Source organism: Myxococcales bacterium (assembly GCA_022184915.1).
GTDB lineage: Bacteria > Myxococcota_A > Polyangia > Fen-1088 > Fen-1088 > JAGTJU01.
The window spans coordinates 138,507-153,902 of record JAGTJU010000001.1 but is presented as its reverse complement, the minus strand read 5'-3'; the positions used below and the strand labels follow the sequence as shown (position 1 = coordinate 153,902).

Here is a 15,396-nt window from a genome sequence, read left to right as displayed (position 1 = left end):
CTTCGCAAGCCGCGGCGCCCATCATGGCAGCTGTATGAAATTGCAAGTCATGAGGCATTTGTGGGGTTTGGATGCGGTGACGCCCTCGCTGCTGACGCGGATCAAAGGCGCCGGTTACGACGGCGTGGAGGGCATGCTGCCTGCGGGCATGGAAGCGCACGTTTACCGTGAGCTTTGCCTTGAGTATGGCCTCGACTGTGTGTTTCAAGTGGTCACATGTTTTCCCGAACCGGGCGGCAGCGTGCAAGACCACGTGCGGTCGTTTCGCGCGCAGATGGAGGTGGCGGCGCAGGTGCGTCCGCGCTTCGTGAACGCCCACAGCGGCGTTGACTGTTGGGAGGCCGAAGAAGCCAAGGCGTTTTTTCGTGAAGCTTTGGCGATTGAACGCGACCTGGGATTGCTGGTGGCCCACGAAACCCACCGCGGGCGCGTGTTGTTTAACCCGCGCGACACGCTGGCCATGTTGCGCGCGTTTGCCGATCTGAAGATCACGGCAGACTTCAGCCATTGGGTGAATGTGTGTGAGCGGTTGCCGTTTGATCAGAAGGCGGCGTTCGATTTGGCAATTGAGCACGCCGTGCACATTCACGCGCGCGTGGGGCATGAGCAGGGGCCGCAGGTGTACGATCCGCGCGCCCCGCAGTGGCAGGCCCACGTTCAGGCCCACGAAAATTGGTGGTCGCGAATTTGGCAGCGGCAAGCCGCACGTGGGGCCACGACCTCCACGCTGACGCCCGAGTTTGGACCGCCACCTTATGAGATGCTCATGCCCTACACACAAGCGCCGATCGTGAACATGTGGGACGTGGCCGTGTGGCAGATGCAGCGCCAGCGCCAGCGTTTTGCTGACGCGTGCGGCGCCTGATCGCGCCTGCAACATCAGCAGATCTTCCCGCGTTTGCTGGCGGGCCCATGTCCGGGGGGATCGGCACCTACCCAACGTTCGTCCACGGGCTGGCAAGCCAGCTGATAGCGGCTGTCGGATGACAATCGAAAGCTTTGGCTTCGGTTGTCGAGGCCCCCATGCACGAGAAACATATCGAAGATCAGCACGTCACCGGTCGCGAATGGGCTTGTGAGCCAGCGGCCCTTGAACCCGCGTTGCAGGTTCACCGGATCGTCAGAGAGCCATCCGTTAAGCCCGCGCGCTGAGCGCGAATCGTCGTCGGGTTTGTTGCTGCAATAGGTATCCACGTCGCGTTGGCCGTAGCCATTGCGCAACCGCTCGTTCAAATGCGAGCCTTCAAGCACCATCACACCGCCCATGTCGAGATCCACATCGCCGAGCGGCGTCCACGCGGTGTAAAGCCTGTGCGTGCCGCGGCCCATGTACACAATGTCGCAATGGGGGGGCGTGCCTTTTCCCGGGGCCACGCAGCGCAACCATGTAAAATCAAAATGCCGAACTTGCCCGCCCAAGAAGCCCTCAAAAAAGCGCATCATGCGGCCTTCTGGGTTGTAGAGCAGATGCTTGAGCGCCGCGTTTTGCGCCGCCATATCGGGGCGAAAGTAAAGGTCCGTACCACGCCGGGCCACGGCCTCGTCGATGTTGGTGCCGGGTTCAAGCTGCGCTTCGTCGGCCAGCGCTTGCACGATCGGACCGCGCGCGGCCAACACTTCGTTGCGATCCAACAAGTTGCTCAGCAGCAGGTATCCGTCTTGCTTCATGCGCGCCTGAAGCGCCACGGTGTCGGCGGCGATGTCGTCTGATCGGCGCATTGGTCCAAAACGCTCGGGGCTTGTGTCCAAGGCCTTGCCCAATGATGTGATCGGCTGCGCGTGCTCCATGTTCATGGCGATCCCCCTGCCGTCAAGCATGCGCGCCTTGGGCGGGCGGGGGCATGGCGGGCTTGGGCAAAGACTTGTGCGTTTTGGTCGCGCGCCCCGAGCTATCCGCGCTTAGGCCGTTCGCGACATTTTGCGGCGGTAGCTGCGAGGGGGCACGCCAATGATCTGTTTGAAGCGCCGCGAAAAATGAAATTCGTCGCAGAATCCCAGCTCAAGTGCGATTTCCTTGTCAGTCATGTGGCCATGACGAATCAGCTCGCACGCCCGTTCCAGTAATCGCGCGCTGCGGTATCGGGCCGGGGGCACGCCCACAACTTGCACGAATTTCTTGCGAAAAGTTTCGTAGCTCATGCCCATTTCTCGCGCCAGGTCTGCCAAATCCACCGACTGGTCTACGTCGGACGCCAGCAGCGCGCACGCGCGAGCGATTTCGGGCAAGGGCCCTTGCCCGCGGGCCGCCGCCGCACCGCCCGTGACAATTTCCGCCAACACGTCTTGCAGCCGGCACACCTCAAGCAGCGGCAGCGTCAAGCCGGGCTTGCGGGCGCGCTGCACCACCTGCTCAAGCCGCCGCAACCAAACGTCCACGGGGTGGGCGTGATGTTTGGGCGCGGTGGGATCCAATATGCCCTTGGCCCGCCAAAGATCGAACACGGGGCCGTCGAAGATGAGATAAAACTCGCTCCACGTTTGCCCGGGCTTGGGGCCATAGGCATGGGGCAGGTCGGGAAACAGCAGGATCACGTCACCTGGATCGATGTCTTGGTGGATGCCATTGCGATCGCGGTACTGGGCGCCGCCCGACAACGAATACACCAGCGCGTAATGACCCAAGGTGCGCCACTCGTGCGGGCCTTGGCTATTGCGAATGAGGCCGGCTTCCGTGATCCGTCCCAGTTGTGAGGCGGTGGAATACTGAAAGCGAAAGCGATTGCCGGGCCGCATGCAGTCGGCAGCTTAACGCAAAGTCGGCCGCCCGTTTGGTGCCTGTCACCGGCACCCGAGAAACGCCAAAACCTGAGCGCACTGGTGTGAGATTCGCCTGATCGAGGGTTCCGGGGTAGACGGGGCGCCGCTCGAGGGAGAAGTGGGGAGCTGGGTCTAGACAGACGAGGTCACCCGGGCGCGCTGGGGCTCTGGGTCTAGCGTGGATAGGAAGTTTAAAGGAGACAACGCGTCGAGTCAGATGTTAGGCCCAAGTAGAAATGTCCCCATTCCTGCAAAGTAGGAATGTCCCCTTATGGGTATTGAGGGATGGTAGCACCTTGGGGGCGGCGGGTGCGGAGTCGGCCGATCAGCGGGCCCCCAATGGCCCGCAGGCCGGCGGACCCGTTGCCATTGAGTTGATGCTCATCGCCGCCCCCCGTCAGCGGCCCTCGCACTAGACTCGGCCGCCTTGGCTCGGGTTTGGATCTCCAATTGTTCGCGGTCGCGTTTGCGCTGCTTACTGGCGTCGTTGTATCGCTTTCGCCGTGCTTTCTGTTCGGCCTCGAACTTGGCGAAGAAGTTTGCCATTTCAGTCCCGCATTCAGGTGACCCTTGCGTGGCCGCAATGGCTGAAGCCAGTCGGTCAGTGTTGGGGACTGATGGGATCACATCAGCAGTACGATTGGTTTCTGCGCGCGACTCGCGTAAGTGCGTTTTTTGTCGAAGCGTAAGTTTTTTCGAGGCCAATCGACGCTGGTCGCGCTCCTCCTGGCCTGCTCGGATGGTTGAGAGCACGGCGCCAAGCCGCTTGTTCTCGACAATCGCACCGGGAGCCACCAGAGGTTGCTTGTCGAGCACGGTATAGGTCAGAAGATGGTTGGCGCAGCGGATCTCGACCTGACCATCCGCCGCTTCGAAGAGGCGCACGCGACGTCCGGCGAGGCTGAGTGATTCTGGGCTGGGCACAATCAGGTACGTACGCCGCTGATAATGCACGACCAGGTTGCGCGTCATCGTGCGCTCCTCTTGCCAGGTGAAAACCTCCGAAAGGACTTCGCCTGGTTGCACCGGGCGGTGCGCATCATGGGGGTTCATCGGCGCATGTGCAAAGCGGCGGTTGTAGTCGACCATGAACTCCGGTGCATACGCGTTTGCGTCCGCCATCGTGCTTATTTCACGCAGACGCATTTCCTTGACGAGCCGGTCCTGCAAGGTCTTGTTCATGCGCTCGACACGGCCTTTGGCCTGCGGCGTATTGGCGCAGATGATCTCGATGTTGAGATCGCCCAGCGCGCGACCGAACTGTGTAACACCGGCGGAACGGCCGCTCGAGCCTTCCTGGTTCACGCGGAAGATGCTGTGTTTGTCGCTGTAAAACGCCACCGGTTTTCCGTAGTGACTTAGATACGACTGCGTGGCGGCAAAATAGTCGAAGGCCGATTCACTCACCACAAAACGCAGTTCCATCAACCGTCCCGTCGCATCGTCCACGTAGACCAATGCCGTGCAGCGATCAGCGCGCGCCTCGAACCACTCATGGTCGCAGCCATCAATTTGCACCAGCTCGCCAAGACATTGGCGGCGGTGCCGGGGCTGATGAACACGCCGTTTGCGCTCCCCACGGGTGAGCCACAGTCCGGCCTCAGCGAGCCACCCACGGACAGTCTCACGGCTCGCGTGTATGCCGTGGATCTCAACGAGCTTCTCGTGCGCCAGCTTCGGCCCGAAATCCGCGTAGCGCTCGCGTACGAGAGCCACAACCATTGCCTTCGTTTCAGCAGCGAGCTTGCGATTGCTCGGACGCCCTCGCAGCTGCGACGTAAGCCCAGCCAACCCTTGCGCTTTGAACTGCCGGCAAAGGCGCTTTACTTGGCGTACGCTGAGCCCCAGCAGGCCCGCGGCTTTGGACTGTGTCAGACGCTTCTCGAGTACCCGACGGATCATCTCGCCTCGATCGATCTCTCGGTTGGACATGGTTACGAATCCCTTCGGCATGAGTCCACCCATGAGGACGCATAACGCGGCTCAAAGGGGACATTTCTACTTGGGCCGAAGGGGACATTTGAACTTGGGCGCTACATTGCACTTGTCCGATAATAACCCTTATGACAACTTCGTCTTCCCGATCCCCGGATTTTCTCTACCCACAAGATGCCTTGCAAGTCGCCGCTAGCCTCCCGAGACGTCCCCGTCCTCTACGGCATCAGCACCATGCCCAAGGTCACGCTGATACAGTTCGCAACAAGGGAAAGCCCGAGGCTTCTGCGCCATGGGACCGAGGCCATGCGCAGGTACAACGCTTCTGTCACCCAGGCGAAAAGTTCCGCCGTTATGACGAACGCCATGTAGTGGACGCGGGGTAGCATCACCGGCTGAATCACAAACCACACCAACGGGTGGGTAAAGGCGCTAGCGCCTGCACCCAGTAAGGAGGCCGTACTCAAACCCTTGCGCCGCAACCCAATCGTATAAATGGGCACCTCAATCGTTTGCGTTATTAGAAAGGCGAGCAGCCACGCGCGTAAGTTCAACGCAGGCCTCCTCGCAACCACAGCCAAGTGGCTGCGGCGATCTCAAGATGGCCGTGGAATAGGGCCAGACGCAGGTACCCTCTACGTGCGTTCGTCAGATCGACGGCGCCCCACAGTGCTATGCCCAGTGCGAAAGCAATGATGACGGCGAGACTGATGGGGCCAATCTCAGTTGCGAGCGTCCTCATGGTGTGGCGGTAGCTTCGTGGGGTTTCACGGCGCTGGGCTTCATCAGGAATCATGCGAAGCCAAATGAGGTAGTGCACCGACTGCAAAAACGCGAACGACAACACCAGTCGTATGCTCCACGGCGCGGGCAAACCGCCTGATAGCTCACCGACGAAACTGCCAAGCACGAGTTGCGGGGCGGGTGATCGCTCCACCGCGCCTAAGGTCCAGACAAGGCCATCAAGGGCGCCGCCGAGAATCAGCGCGCTTCCAATGAGCACAAGCGCGAGGGGTATGTAGTGCAGGCGACGCGCGCGGGGGCGCCAAAACCACCAGAATCCTATGGCGACAAGGTTGTGAAGGTGAGCAAAGGCGAGGTCGCGTGAAGGTCCGATGTACCAGGCAACAAAGAAGATTGCGGTAAGGGCAAGGCCGGCTTGGATCGTGCGTTTCCACGATGCCTCGGCTGCCACAATGACTGCAGCGCAAGTTACGAGACCCGCAAAAACGCCTGCCCCAAGGGCTGCAAATGCAAGCGGAGGTGCTGCCCAGGCCATCAACCGCAGCTGTCGATGGAGCCCCGGCTGCACCACGAGGTAGCGAACGTCAGCCAAGAGATGCGGAACACCCCAAACGATTGGTCCGACAGCCAACAACCAAAGCGGCGCAAGAAGGGCGGCAAACCAGACTACGGTGATGCCACAGGCCCCCAACACAGCAACCCGGATCTCGCGGCTGCGCACCAGCTGGCGCATCGGTGCTCCGATCGTGCTCAATAGCAGGCGGCGCACGCGATCAAGAGGACGCGTCGTGGCTTCGATGTAGCCGGCGAGATTTGCAACGCTGAGACGATTCACGGTGCACTCTGGGTTTCAGGCACGCGGCAGCACGGCACGCAACGTTCGGGATTGTGGTGTCATCACAACGACGCCTATAGTACCTCATGACTAAGTTGCAGCGGCTGTTCATTGCCACCCCCGTGTTGTGTCTGTTTCTGGTTTCCGACGCGGCTTTGGCCGACGTGATTCGTCCCCCACCTGATAAATGTCCTGCAGGTGGCGAGCCAAACTCGTGCTTCGGTGGCCCGTACTGTAGAGCATTGATCTGTACGGCCAATGCCGACTGCAGAGAGGGGTTGACGTGTCAGCCGCTTGCCCTATGTGCGAAGACCATCAACTGTGCGGGTCGGGTTGCGCCGGGCGAAGACCGTTCCAAGTATGACTACGATGACATCAAGGGCTTTTGCGGCGCTAACGATGAGTGCGCGACTGGCGCCACATGCAAGCGGCTGATGGTGTGCGCGAAGCCCGGCGCGGACAAGCCGCCGTCCGGTGGTTGCACATTAAGCGGCGCGGCTCCGCCTGCGGCGTCGGTGATCGTAGGGCTGGCAGTCTTGGTTTGGGTGAGGCGTAGGCAAAGGCTGCTTGCGCGCGCCGGCCAACCAAACCGTTAGCGTTCTCACTCGCACGCCCACGTATGGAACCATTGATTCCCGTTGCCGCCAGCACCAGGTGGCGCCGGCTCAACGCATATGCACCCGCATGGAACTTCCTTTAGCTCCTAGATTTTTTTTTGCGCTGAGCCCCTTACCCGCATGAGCCTACGCCTCACACTCGAACCGCTACAATCATCTACTATTCGAGGGGATTGAATACGCGAGGTTACCGCGCTGTCGGTGTGACGACCATCTCGCCTTTGCAAAGAACTGCCTTTGTGTCCGCATCAACGATTTCCATTTTTACCCTGTGCGGAGACCGATCGTACGCTGAAATCAGGTACCTGGGTATTGTCCAGGTTTCAGTCTTTGCTGCTCGATATTGATCTGAGTCATAAGTGCTAACGCTCGTGTCGCTGCTGTCAATAACAGTGAAGCGCGCATAGTAATTTTTTCCAGCAACTACACTCATGGTCCCACCGACTTTGATATCACCTTCTTTGGATGTATCACCTCCGCAACCACCCTTAGCGGGCGGGACATAACTGGCAATTACGCCGCATTGATCTCCGGCAACCTGAGTGACAAGTTCACGTTCTTCCGAGCTAGCAAACGAAGAGAACGCAAGAGTTAGGACGGCAGCGATTAGAAATTTCATAGGTTCCTCGTAACGGTTGTAGAGAGTGGGCTTGCACCGATTTGGTTGACGGTTTGTTGAAGGGGGCTCGTGCGATCAGGGGGCCAGTGCATCTCCGGGAGTTGCGGCGCCGCTCGACGTTGATCCTGCATCCGGCGCTGCTGCGTCACGCTTCGACCCGCTGTCACCGGGTGGAACGCCTGAATCGGGCCGTGGCTCTAAGCCTGAATCAGGCCCTAAGTCGCTGCTTTCACACTCCGTGTCCAAGGTCTGAAGCGCTCGCTGACAGCCCTCGCTTTGGGCAGGGGTATCGAGGCCTCCTGAGCTCCTTAACGACGCGCATGAAGCTGGTACGATGCATTCGTCGAGGAACGCATCGAAATGCGAGGGACAATCCGCCGGAAGCCCTTGGAGGGTGTCCCGACATGAGAGCTCGAAAGCTCCATTTTGCTCCTCAGCGTTCAGTGTGCCGCACTCCTGAAACCGTGCTGCTGCGCGTGCACACCCACCACCTTGCTCTTCAAGGGCAAAGCCCCATAAGCCCGAGCCCTCAGCGTCGCCTTCCCAGATTTCCCAGCCATCGTTCGCGTCGCTGGCTGGTTGGATCACGCGGGCGCGTCCACGCTGCACGAAGGCATTCGCGTTGTCGGGCACGACCACCATGCGATAACGGCGGCCCGCGGGAGCGGGAGGCACGAGTTGTCGCACGCGAACTGGCGCGATAAAGATCAGCGCCTGAGGCTCGATCAGCACCGCTGTGCTTGTGGCGGGGGCGCGTCCGCGCATTGCGGTGCCACCGACCAAACTGACCTTCACCGGGCGTGGCACCGCCAGGGCTGCGGCCGGGGCCGTGATCTCTACGCGTTGTCGGCCGCGGCCGAGCGTGTGCAGTTGTTCGACGCCACCCACTTCAATGTCCAGCGTTGCCAAAACATCGGAGTAGAGCGGCCCTCCGCATACCTGCTGGCATGCCGCAATCGACGCGGGATCCGCAACCGCCTCACATGAAGCCGAGCGGAGTTGCGCGAGGCATGCATCCACCCTCGCAGGTTGAAACGGTACTCCGCTTGGGCATACGAGGCCGCTGACACACGCGTGGGTCGCGCCGACTTTGCAGGTCGCTTCGTCTTCGCCTTTGGAAAGCATCCCACACGATGTCAGGCGTTCGCAGCGCAACCCGGCCGCCTCAACGCAGGCTTCAGTGGGTGTGGGCAAGCGATTGCAAACGCTGGTCAAGATCACCAATGACAGCAGCGAAAGAGACTTGATTGCTTTCATGTTCAAAACCACTCCACGCCCAAAGTGACATCAACAGCAGTGCCCGTCCCCCCTCGCTGTCTGAGCTCCTCGGAGTCTGACCCTTGGGCAACTAGCGCACCAACGGCGCCTGAAGCAAAGCCAATGTCCAAGGACGCACCTAGCCATCCGCTGTGGCGATACTTTCCGCCGACACCTAATCTGGGTCGCGCTAAGACGCCAGTCTCGTTGATTCTCCGAGACGAAACCACATCTACCGCGAAGCCTGAAGTGATGTAAGGGAACAGCCCGTACCGCGGGAAGTACCAGCCGAAATTCAGAGGGTAAAGGCCCAATCCGTACAGTTTTGCGGCGCTGTTCCAGGAGTGGTTGGCGTCGATGCGGAAGAAGTAGTAGTCGCCGCCTAGGTGGGCGGAGAGCCCCAGCGTCTTTAGTGATTCTGTGAAGTTTAGGTCGCACGATTGGCTTTGCGGATCTGGTGTGATCCATGAGCCCGTACTCGGTTGGCTTTTGCAATCATCGACAGCACTTTGCAGAAAGGAAGCGCGACCCGCGCGCAAGCTTACGGAGGTCACGCCCAAGCGCACTGACGTAACCGCCCAACTCATTTCTGCGCGTTCATCAGGCTTGGGGAGTGCTTGGGCTTTCTGATGCAGGTCTTGAGTGGTAGTGGAGCGCGATGCCGCGAACGGCGTGGGCGCGGCCACGCCTGCCTTTGCGGGCGGAACCGGCGCCGGCCGCGCGGGGACCACTACAGGAGCGACTGGTGATGGGGCTGCTGCTTCCACAGGAGATTGGGGTTCGGGCGAAGCCGCAGGCTCTGAAAGCGCGGACGTCGCGGGGGGGACGTTGGCGGAGGACGGGGTGGGGTCTGAAATTGGGGCCGAGGGGTTAGTTGCCGGCGATTCGGGCACCGCCACGGGCGGCGGTGGTGGGTCCGAAGGCGAATGAGGCCGTTCCCTGGGCGGCTGGCTTTGCGCCCCGTGCTCCCTGTCCGCACGTTGCTGTGCATTCAATTGCGCCTGAGCCGTAAACTCGATCGAGCTTATCGCGATGAAACCAAATACTCCGGCCGAAGCACGCCCCCACCCGAAAGCCCAGGAAGAGAACAGCCGCGGCAGGTAGCCACCAAAGAAGCCGTTACACGCAGAGGAAGAGTTCATTGTGCAACACCAATATCGCGACGGTTTCTCAGGAGGCGGCTGGTTGTTAAAGCCTTGCATGACCTCGCCAAGATAAATCGCGACCTATCAGCCCGTCCTCATCCAAATGGGGTATGCGACAGTAAACGCCCCGAGAACACAGACGCGGTCTCCGGAACTGCAAATTAGTACAATCTCTATCGTGCCGCTTCTGAAGCGGATCCGCCCGGTACCACACCATCCGCACTTGCCATCTGAATCGCGACGTTCCCTAACAGCAAGTGAACAAGTTCCGCTTGGCGATGCGTTCCGGTCTTCTCAAGAATGTGTTTGAGGTGCGTTCGACAGGTCTGGTCCGTGCAGCCAACGTTGGAGGCGTGCTGGGTGAGAGAATCACCAGCGGCAAGCGCTACCGCAAGCCGTGCCTCACTCGGTGTCAAACCGTGAAGTCGTGCGACGACGTTTGCGCTTAACCGGGCACCCGCTTCCGGGTCGTGAAAGATCACCACTACGCGCGCCTTCTGGTCTGCAACATCACGCAACGTATGTCGTGGCCGAAGCGGAAGGAAGATGAGGCTCAATGGCCGTCGGTCCAATCGCTCTATCGTCACTACCGGCGGAGCCTGCAATGCCACCGGGCGTACCGTCGATGGCGTCGCCAGCTGGCAACAGACGGCAACGGCCTGCGCTATCGCGCTCGTATCGCGAGGCCGGGTACCCGCAATCCTCTGCCCCTTGAGAACGACAGCGGGCCCCTTCAATAGCATCGCTTCTGCAGGCGCGTTCGCAGTCAAGAAGCGGCCCTTATCGTCGACGACCGCCAGCGGAAGGGGAACCATGTCTAGGGCGCTTCGCAAGTCCGATGCGTGAGCGCGAGTCTTGTTCAGGATCTCACGAAGTCGCAAAGCACGTGAGAGATGCGGCTGGAGGCGCTGTAGGCATGAGACATCCTCGTGACTAAAGGGGCCGCGCGAGCGCGGCCTCATGAAAGCCTGGGCCGCCTTCAAGTCCGGTTGGATTTGATGCATGCCGAAAAGCGTATACCTAATGTTTCCCGGACCAAGATGCTCGTTGTACAAGGCTGACGCTTCGAACTGCCGAGAATCAATCACATCAACGTCAGACATGAAGCGTCCCAAGTTCTTTATGCCCAGGGTGATGCGGGGATCTTCGGCCTGAAACCGCTCAAAGTACGGTGCATTCAAGCTGAGATCGTAACCGTGGACGCATGTGTCTGTGAAAGTAGCGTCACCCGCAATCAAGAAAAGGTGCCCAAGGTCCGCTGACAATTCTGAAGCCAAAGCCGAGATCACATCAGTCCAAGCGCTTGTGCCTTCTGCGGAATCGTAAATGAGTTCCACCAATCGCTCATGCGTGGCGCCTAGTGGGATGTTAGAGCGGGGCACATGCCACCCAATATATGAAAAAACTGCGAAGCGCATCTCCCATTTGGGGTAGGAGACGGTTAGACGAAACTACCGCCAAACGTGGCCGCATGTTTGATATCGTCCACGCTTGATGGTTCCACGGGCGAGGTCCTCTTCATGTTTTGCATTCAAAGAGCGCGTACGCACGCTCCAAGGAAAGATGGCTGCGCACGCGATCCGCCCCCGGCGCAGCCAACTGACGTGGCTCACGCTCACCCTCTCATCCCTGCTCATCGCTTGTACAAGCAACCCCAGCGTGCCCGAAGCCCCAATTGACGCCCGATCGATTGAAGTAGACGCTGCCACCATGTTGTTCGACGGCAGCTCTATCGAAACCGCGCCCGAAACCGATACCAACACCTCAAACTGCCCCATGGATGAGATCACATCTTGCGCGCGGTCAGGACTACAGGACATCCATGGTGCTTGTGCGCTGTACCATGAGGGCACGATATGCAGCCCCTCCGCCTGCGAAAACGCATTTACGATGCTTCCCGCACGCAGCTGTGACGGCAAAGGGACGTGCCTTCCCGCTGCACCTGTTCTCTGCTCGCCCTTTGCGTGCTCTGGAGGACGTTGTGCGCCAATCCATTGCAACGAATCTCAACGGTGCCCCGTTCAAATGAGCTGCTTCAACGGCTTCTGCGCGCCACGAGCTCCTTCATTGTGCGATGGCGGCGTCGTGGGCGAATCCCATTGCAGTGCCCTTGATGGGGGCCACTGAGTTCTATGCCGCGTGAAGTACCAGCGAGGGTGCTTGGCTTTGTGCGCGCCCTTGGCATTCACCTCGGAAAAGACGTGGAAGCGGCCAAGGGCCGTCTATCGTTGAGCAACGTGGAGCCGACCACCATTGGTGAACGCGTTGATGGGACGAGCTTGCGCTCTTCATCGATCGCATCTTCGATGGTCGTTCCGTAGCCGAGATCGAGAAACTACGCGCCGTCGCCGTGAGCGCACGCAAGAGCCCTGGCGCCATCCTCTTGCCGGCAGACTTCAAACCGTAGAAACGTGCGCACGCACCACGTCGCTGGACCTGTCAACACGGTCCACGAGGCGTTACGCTTGTTCGCCCTATGCTCCAAATCCTCAACGCAGGTTAGTGCTGACGTGCCAGTGGTGCAGATGACTCGGCGCCGCCAAAATCTTGACGCTCTTGCTTGTCCATGTCCCGGCAGTGGGCACAACCTTCCCCTCGAAACTTCCCTCAATAAGCAGCGACGAAATAAACGCCTGGCCGATGTAGATCCGTCGGACCGCAGTGTCGTCAGCGTACAGGTCAAGCTCCGTTCGATTCTCTCTGATCCATGCCAGCAACTTAGAAAGATTCGGCAGCCCTGCAACGTTAGGTGGAACACCGCCATTGGGCGCAGCCGCCTTTACTTCCGCAAGCGCCTCGCTCGCAAGTTGCGCAATCCCGGCGCCGTGGTCCACTCCATTCAGCGGCTCGGTGAATCCGCCTGACCCGTCCCAATACCGAACATCGACCTGCTGACCATCGCTGTGTCCAGAATGGTCAAGCACGGACCGTATCTTCGTCGCGAATTCGGCCGGAATTTTCTTTGGCATTGTCTCCTTCGTGACCTTTACCTGCTTGACTTGGGCGGCCGAGATATCGTTGTAGACGAGCGGGGATGCGAAGAGCCAGTCGAGTAGCGATTTTGTCCCCCAAGCGTCTCCGCCGGACTCTTTCTGCGTGGGATAGCGAAGCGAGGAGGAGTAGCCCGCTACGTCGGGTGCTAAATAAATAGGCGTAAAATTACTGTAGAGGTCATCGATGACCAGCGGAACGGCTTTCGAGGTCGCTTCTTTTCCTGCGACGGTACCCTTGAGAACAGCTACTACCTGGATTCGACTGGCAGTCGGCTCTTGGGCCGATGGCGCCAGTCGGAGGCCTTTGAAGTGGACTTTACCGGGTTGGGATTTTTCCGCCTGTAACAGGTAGTTCTTGCCTAGGGTTTTGTCGATGCCTCCAACCCTCTGGAACAGCTCGACTTCCGTGATCACGGCGCTGCTCGGGGTATAAGTAAGCGTCGCTGGCATGCCGAAGGCAGCTGGTAGCTGCGACTTCAGCGGAATCGAGAGATATTGGCCCGCTACGTTGCCATCGCGCTCATTTTCTTTCGTAGCAGCCACCCTGGGGAACAATGCGAAACCGTTATCGCTCGTCTTCGCCGAACCTTCGAACTCGGTGATTTCGAGAACCCCATCGCACGTGTCAGCGATGCTGACCGTTACGATGGTCGTTCGATCATCGTCGGCGACGTTCTGAGCCCCGATCACGCCACGAAGCGGGAACGCTGCATTTTTGGCCGCATCTTCTATATCGAGGCAACGTTCAAAGGTGGTCGTTGCGCCTTGGGCGTGAGACTGGTTCACTTTGCCCGTCATCTCGAATTTAGCTATAGGGTCTGGGAACATGAGGCTGAACATCCAAACGTCGTTGAACTTGCTGTTCTCCAGCACGTACATTGGATATTCTTCGGTTGACACCTCGACGCGAACGTAAACGTGCGTTGAGCCTTGTGGAAGGTCCAACATCACCGGTTTGTTGATTAAGGTGTCCTTTTGGTCAGCCCTGACACTCTCGCTGTACAATGGGGTTGGTACAGTTGCTCGGCGGATGGGTGGCTGTGGAACCGTGTCGATGCGGTGGCGGACCGGTCTCGCTCCAAGGTCGGCGAACTTAACTATTGCCTTTGTACGGAAGCGGGAAGGAGAGTCGCGCTTCACCGCCTTCGAGAGCTGCATAGCTGGGGCTACGATCGTCAATTCGACTTCCGCATCGGGCGAAGGTAGCGTGGCATACCCGGTCATCGGCGTTCCGCCCCTCATTAGCACTTGTCTGACCTCGAAGGTGTCGGCGTTCAACCGATTGATGGTGGCATGTCCATTTGCGTCCACCTTTGCTAGGAACGTTCTCCCGGAATTGAAACCACGAAGCGCAAATTCGGTTCCTGCGAGGCGCGTAGCGGGCTCGCCGTTAGCCTCGACCACCTGCAGATCGAGGATGCCTCCCGAGTAAGTTAGCGTCTCCTCGAAAAGGAAAGTCCCCTCATAGCCACTTGTTGGTAGGGAGAACGCTAAAGTCGCCTTCCTGGCCTCCCTTACGGTCTCCAGCAGCGTCGGAAGCTTCGACGGCAAGAGCACCATTTCTCGAGCGACTGGATCCCACTCGAACCAAGACGTGGCGTCCAGTGCGCCCTCGGCCCCGATCATGCTCACCTGAATTAGCTCCCTATCCAAATCGGGTATCCCTGCCAACTTCAGCTTAAAATGAGTGGTCATGGGGCCAATGGCTCCGTCGACGCTGACGCCCTCAACCACGGCCGAACTGCCATCGTCCGCATTCTCCTCGCCTTCACCCTCGGCGTGCTCGACCTTGACCAGGGCCGCGCTTTGGCGCGTGGTCCACTGGAATGAAATATGCCAGCGTGAGCCAGCAGCATTCCGGAGCTCCACCGTGGAGGTGGTGTCGTCGAATTGTTCCTCGGGAGATAGGAACCGAAGCACATTGCCCTCGTCCAGCGCGAGCCGCATCTGAGGTCCGCTAATCTGGGTCGCGGTAACAACTGAGCCGCTGAGCGACGGATCTGCATCGGCTATCGAGATCTGCCCAGCCCGCAGGTAACCAAGCGGGCGGTGATCGGGCAGCACAACGAGCGGCGGTAGGGCGTCGTCTGCAACATCAATCCCCGCTGTGTCACTCGCTCTTGGTCCGACATCTACGTCGCCCATGGCCGAGTCGAGAGTCCCAGCATCCCCGTCCCCAGCCTTCTTAGTTGAGTCACCCTCGCATGCAGCGGCCAAAGCAAAAACCATTGCCATCGGGAGAAAGCTGCGACGCGTACAAGACCTAGAAATCGAGAAGACTGCGGCAGCGTGCTGTTGGGAAGTTCTCTTCAGTAGGTTCATGATCTATCTCCAACTTAACTTCGTTGCATGCGAAGGGTGGCCTGAGTACCTCTTTGACCATTGGCAGAGGTAGTGCCGCGGTGTTTGCGGGCGATAAAAAAGATCGGCGGAGACAGGAACGTTCGTCGGCTTGTCACGACCTGTGCGACCGCATTGCTCGCTCGAGATTTTT

Annotated in this window: 9 protein-coding genes; 1 reads left to right on the top strand and 8 read right to left on the bottom strand. The window is 59.5% G+C overall.

Features of this window, described 5'->3' with window-relative positions:
- Positions 1-49: 49 nt before the first annotated feature.
- Positions 50-865: a TIM barrel protein gene (locus KA712_00640; GenBank protein MCG5051444.1), complete on the top strand. Its 816-nt coding sequence runs from the start codon at positions 50-52 to the stop codon at positions 863-865.
- 14 nt (positions 866-879) lie between these two features.
- Here KA712_00640 and KA712_00635 read toward each other — a convergent pair whose 3' ends face one another.
- The 8 genes from KA712_00635 to KA712_00600 form a co-directional block, all read right to left on the bottom strand.
- Positions 880-1,818 (bottom strand): phytanoyl-CoA dioxygenase family protein, encoded by a 939-nt coding sequence (locus KA712_00635; protein MCG5051443.1) that lies wholly within the window; start codon positions 1,816-1,818, stop codon positions 880-882.
- Between the two features lie 81 nt (positions 1,819-1,899).
- Positions 1,900-2,733 carry an AraC family transcriptional regulator gene (locus KA712_00630; protein MCG5051442.1) on the bottom strand — a complete coding sequence of 278 codons (834 nt, stop codon included), beginning with the start codon at positions 2,731-2,733 and terminating at the stop codon, positions 1,900-1,902.
- A 405-nt stretch (positions 2,734-3,138) separates the two neighbouring features.
- Positions 3,139-4,689, bottom strand: coding sequence for an ISNCY family transposase (locus tag KA712_00625; GenBank protein ID MCG5051441.1), 1,551 nt, complete (start codon positions 4,687-4,689; stop codon positions 3,139-3,141).
- A 221-nt stretch (positions 4,690-4,910) separates the two neighbouring features.
- Positions 4,911-5,246, bottom strand: coding sequence for a hypothetical protein (locus tag KA712_00620; protein MCG5051440.1), 336 nt, complete (start codon positions 5,244-5,246; stop codon positions 4,911-4,913).
- Complete coding sequence (locus KA712_00615; GenBank protein MCG5051439.1) at positions 5,243-6,271, bottom strand: hypothetical protein; 1,029 nt, start codon at positions 6,269-6,271, stop codon at positions 5,243-5,245. The genes KA712_00620 and KA712_00615 overlap by 4 nt, the downstream gene beginning before the upstream one ends.
- 1,311 nt (positions 6,272-7,582) lie before the next feature.
- Positions 7,583-8,764 (bottom strand): hypothetical protein, encoded by a 1,182-nt coding sequence (locus tag KA712_00610; protein MCG5051438.1) that lies wholly within the window; start codon positions 8,762-8,764, stop codon positions 7,583-7,585.
- Positions 8,765-10,082: 1,318 nt separating this feature from the next.
- Positions 10,083-11,246 carry a helix-turn-helix transcriptional regulator gene (locus KA712_00605; protein MCG5051437.1) on the bottom strand — a complete coding sequence of 388 codons (1,164 nt, stop codon included), beginning with the start codon at positions 11,244-11,246 and terminating at the stop codon, positions 10,083-10,085.
- Between the two features lie 1,152 nt (positions 11,247-12,398).
- Positions 12,399-15,137, bottom strand: coding sequence for a hypothetical protein (locus tag KA712_00600; GenBank protein MCG5051436.1), 2,739 nt, complete (start codon positions 15,135-15,137; stop codon positions 12,399-12,401).
- Positions 15,138-15,396: the final 259 nt, after the last annotated feature.

Coding starts and splice junctions, on each gene's coding strand:
- KA712_00640 (MCG5051444.1), top strand. CDS start 50: ATGAGGCATTTGTGGGGTTTGGATGCGGTGACGCCCTCGCTGCTGACG.
- KA712_00635 (MCG5051443.1), bottom strand. CDS start 1,818: ATGCTTGACGGCAGGGGGATCGCCATGAACATGGAGCACGCGCAGCCG.
- KA712_00630 (MCG5051442.1), bottom strand. CDS start 2,733: ATGCGGCCCGGCAATCGCTTTCGCTTTCAGTATTCCACCGCCTCACAA.
- KA712_00625 (MCG5051441.1), bottom strand. CDS start 4,689: ATGTCCAACCGAGAGATCGATCGAGGCGAGATGATCCGTCGGGTACTC.
- KA712_00610 (MCG5051438.1), bottom strand. CDS start 8,764: ATGAAAGCAATCAAGTCTCTTTCGCTGCTGTCATTGGTGATCTTGACC.
- KA712_00600 (MCG5051436.1), bottom strand. CDS start 15,137: ATGGCAATGGTTTTTGCTTTGGCCGCTGCATGCGAGGGTGACTCAACT.